Origin of the sequence: Salinivibrio sp. MA427 (assembly GCF_001996115.1) — a bacterium.
Taxonomy (GTDB): Bacteria; Pseudomonadota; Gammaproteobacteria; order Enterobacterales; family Vibrionaceae; genus Salinivibrio; species Salinivibrio costicola.
Window position 1 is genome coordinate 1 of sequence record NZ_MUFH01000233.1, and the last position, 4,184, is coordinate 4,184.

3 protein-coding genes are annotated in these 4,184 nt (G+C 46.5%); all 3 read right to left on the reverse strand.

The features are described from left to right. A partial coding sequence (locus tag BZG79_RS12360; protein ID WP_347336593.1) for an endonuclease/exonuclease/phosphatase family protein occupies window positions 1-464 on the reverse strand: 464 nt, incomplete at its 3' end. Between the two features lie 161 nt (window positions 465-625). Further along, window positions 626-2,896, reverse strand: coding sequence for a response regulator (locus BZG79_RS12365; RefSeq protein ID WP_077774522.1), 2,271 nt, complete (start codon window positions 2,894-2,896; stop codon window positions 626-628). A 144-nt stretch (window positions 2,897-3,040) separates the two neighbouring features. Further along, window positions 3,041-4,126, reverse strand: coding sequence for a 4-hydroxyphenylpyruvate dioxygenase (gene hppD / locus BZG79_RS12370; protein WP_077774523.1), 1,086 nt, complete (start codon window positions 4,124-4,126; stop codon window positions 3,041-3,043). Window positions 4,127-4,184 lie beyond the last annotated feature (58 nt).

The following is a 4,184-nucleotide window of genomic DNA, read 5'->3' on the forward strand; positions in this document are numbered from 1 at the left end:
ATCTTAGCGTACGCAAACCCCTTATTTGCTTGATAGTCCCAGCTGCCCCGTAAACTGTTATTATAAATGTGCGCTTGCTGGGTCAAAATCGGATACTTGGAAATAATGGTGACGCCACCCCGGACGACGAAAGGAGAGTTAGAGCAATCTCCTGTTAATGCATCCCAACCCTCACCACTGCAATCTTGCCCCACATTGGGCGTTTGGTAAGGATATAGGTTGGCAAGTTGGTTCATTGCTTGCTCTGCTTCAGCGTTGAAGGCTTCGCTAACCAAAATGATGTCGGGCTGGGTATCCATGTCGGCAATCGCAGTCGGTAAACGAGCCGCTCGTTCTGCTTGACCCCAATCTTGTAGGTTGCTCAACTGCATGATGTTATAAGCCATCACATTAAGTTCGCCAGCATGAGCGCTGACACTCAGCAATAAAGCCGCTGCCCCTGAAAACAGTTTTTTTCTGTTCATATTTCCTCTTTGCGTTTTGCTTTCTAATTATGTTTGGGGCCAAGCCCACCCAAAGATTAGAACCCTAACGAAAAGAGGTTAGACCACACCAAGAATCCTTCGTATTTTATGATATGTTTGTAACTAAGATCACACTTGCGTAACAGCGCTGACTATTTCGCTTACTCTTTGGTCAATAGTTGTGTGTCTGTGGTAAAAGTATGCTTTCTTAGCATGGTCGCTAGTTCGTGTTGTCGAACAGGCTTAGCAATATAGTCATCCATGCCAGCCGCTAAGCATGCTTCTTTATCTTCTGCTGTTGCGTTGGCAGTTAATGCAATAATGGGGATTCGGTCCGTGCGAGACGCTTTACGCCTGATCAGTGCTGCCGCCTCATAGCCGTCCATGACCGGCATTTGGCAGTCCATGAAAATGGCGTCAAAAGGCTTACTGCTCCAAAGAGCTAACGCTTGCTCGCCGTTATCCGCTGATCGCACATTGATGCCTAACTGCGTCAGCATAGCTTCTGTAACGCGTTGATTAACTTTGGAATCCTCAACCACGAGAACATGTAGCCCTGCCAGTGATGTCCCCTTTCCTGTTGAACGCACAATACCCAGCGTGGGCTGTCTTTGTTGAAGGATCCGAACTAAATTAGCTTTTAAATCATTAAATTGATAAGGGCGTCCAAGATAACCTTCAATGCCTGATCGCTCGATGCGCGGTCTATCAATCACATCGGGCGCAGCCGTCAGCATGATAATGGCTGGGCTTCTCTCACCCAATTCAGTGACAATTTGCTCGGCGAGACTAAAGCCATCCATTTTGGGCATGATCTTATCAAGCAAAACGACTTTAAATGGAGATTGGCTATCAAGCCGTTCTTTAATAAGCGGCAACGCATCATCGGGATGCATACAACAGGTCACTTGACAGCCGAGATTACTCAGTTGCGCGGTTGTAATCCGCATATTAAGACGACTGTCATCAACCAGCAGCATTGGCGCGCCCGCGAATAAATACGCCTCTACGGGCGTCGCAAGCGGCACATCTGCACATTCAAAGCGCGCCGAGAACGAGAATAGGCTGCCCACATCCACTTCACTTTCTAGGGTGATTCGCCCCCCCATCAGGTTGACAATTTGCTGAGAAATCGCGAGGCCTAACCCAGTACCACCTGCGGTTGCTGCTGAAGCGTCGCCTTGCTCAAACTTACCAAAGATACGATTTTGCGCTTCAATCGGGACACCAGGTCCAGTATCTTTCACTTGAAAACGAAGTACACAAGCGTTTCCCTCATCAAGAACTTTGGTAATCGAAACGGCGACGTCGCCTTGTTCAGTGAATTTAATCGCATTCCCGACTAGGTTGATCATCACTTGGCGTAATCGCGGTGTGTCACCAATTAGCAAGGGCGATATCTCTGGATCAATCTCACAGCCAAACTGTAAGTGTTTCTCTTTAGCTCTCAGCGTGAACAAGTTTTCCAGATCTTTACCCAACTCAAATACATTGAGCTCTAATGGTTCTAACTCTAACTTACCTGCCTCTATTTTAGAGAAGTCCAAGATATCGTTAATCACATCCAGTAACGACATCGAGGAGGTTTCTAGCATTTCAACGAACTCTTGTTGTTCATCATTCAAACGCGTACTTTTCAGCAGCGATGCCATCCCGATAATGCCGTTCATTGGCGTACGGATTTCATGGCTCATGTTAGCCAGAAACTCGCTTTTTTTGTGGCTAGCCTTTTCGGCATCCAGCTTCTCGTTCTCAACCCGCGATAGCGTTTGGCGAAATTGAGTGACCATAGCATTGTAGCGCGCCTCAAACCCCCACCAACCGCGACATTCTGGTGGGACACTGATTTGATTTGGTAAGCCGTTGTCCCATTGATTCACCTGTTGGTGCAGAGCCGATAATGGTGCGGTGAGATACCGTTGCACTATCCACATTGACGCTATCACGCCCAGCCCTGAAACCCCCAACCAACCTAAAAACGCCCACTTCGCACTCTCTCCTAGATAAGCACGTAATGCGGTATAGTTCGAGGCCACATCAAGCTGGCCAAGTACATATTCATTGCCTTCTTTTTTGGCAATTAATGGCCAACTCATCTGGATCGATTGTTGAGTTGGCTCTACACCACGTTCAATTTGTGTGCTGTCAGCATCATAAACGTGTATGTAATCGATTTCTGGTTGTGCAATAAGTTGTTCAATTTGTTGTTCAAATGCTTGTGTTTCTACTCGCCATAGGTGATCAGTCATGGTGCGGACATCACGGCTGCCAACATCTTGTAACACGCGCTGGACCTGTGATTTATGGGATTGATAATCGGCAAAAAGTAATAGTGATGCGAATAAGGCGATGAGTATTACCCAGCATAGCGCCAGCTTCGTCATCAACGATACTGATAAGGAATGGCGTAAAATGGCTTTGCCTGCTTTCATAATCACCTATTTAATAGAAGAGCTTGCCCTATAAGCATAGAGCCCGTTCGTCGTTGGGGCGAAAAATATCCGGCTAGATACAAGGAAAGGTAGACAAAAAAGCGCTCCGGTTAAAGAGCGCGAAGGGTTTTATTTTCTGAGCGATCAATCCAACACGCCGCGACGTATTTGATCAAGCTCAATCGATTCGAACAGAGCCTTAAAGTTACCCTCACCAAAGCCTTGATTACCTTTACGCTGGATAATTTCAAAGAAAACAGGACCAATAACTGTATTGGTAAAAATCTGTAGCAAGATGCCAGTATCCGCGTCACCATCAATCAGAACACGAGTATCACGGAGCTCATCAATATTTTCTTCGTGACCGCTAACACGCTGATTCACTTGCTCATAATAGGTCTCTGGCGTATCCATAAACGCCATTCCCCGATCTCGCAGCGTGCGTACTGTTTGATAGATATTCTCTGTCGTCATTGCAATGTGCTGAATACCCTCACCATTGTACGCTTTTAGGTACTCGGCAATTTGTGACTTATCATCACTGGATTCGTTAATCGGGATACGGATTTTTCCGCACGGAGCAGTCAATGCACGAGRTTTTAGCCCTGTTTTTTTGCCTTCGATGTCGAAAAAGCGGATCTCTTTGAAATTGGCGATACGATCATAGAAATCAGCCCATACATCCATGTTGCCAATATCGACATTGTGCGTCAGGTGATCGATAACCTTCAATCCTGCATCGGCTTCTTTAAGGCGCGCTTGCCAATCAGGATAGAAGTCGAAATCAACCTCGTAAATACTCTGATCACCGTAACGATCAACAAAGTAGAGTAACGAGTCGCCAATGCCATATACCGCCGGGATGCTAAGCTCCATCGGACCGATATTGGGCTCAACCACTTTGGCACCTTGTTTTGCCGCGTAAGCAATTGCATGAACAGCATCTTGAACACGGAATGCCATCGCATTCACGCTCGCGCCATGGTGCTCTGCAAAGCTTTGTGCCTGAGACTCGGGTTCGCCATTAACAATAAAGTTGGTATCGCCTTGGCGATACAGCCAAACATGCTTGTGTTTGTGCTTGGCAATTTCAGCAAAACCCATCAATGAGAATAGACTTTTCAACGCATCAATACCGGCTTGATCGGGGGCGGTATATTCCACAAATTCAAACCCATCTGTCCCTAATGGGTTAATGGTTTTTACAGGTTTTTGCAGTGTGGATGTCATAATGGTTCCTCCTTGTTGATGCTAGTAGGAATAGCATGACGCCAAAGTAAGCACTAGT

Excerpts from the sequence above, each read along its gene's own strand:
- BZG79_RS12365 (WP_077774522.1), bottom strand. The coding sequence starts at position 2,896 with ATGAAAGCAGGCAAAGCCATTTTACGCCATTCCTTATCAGTATCGTTG.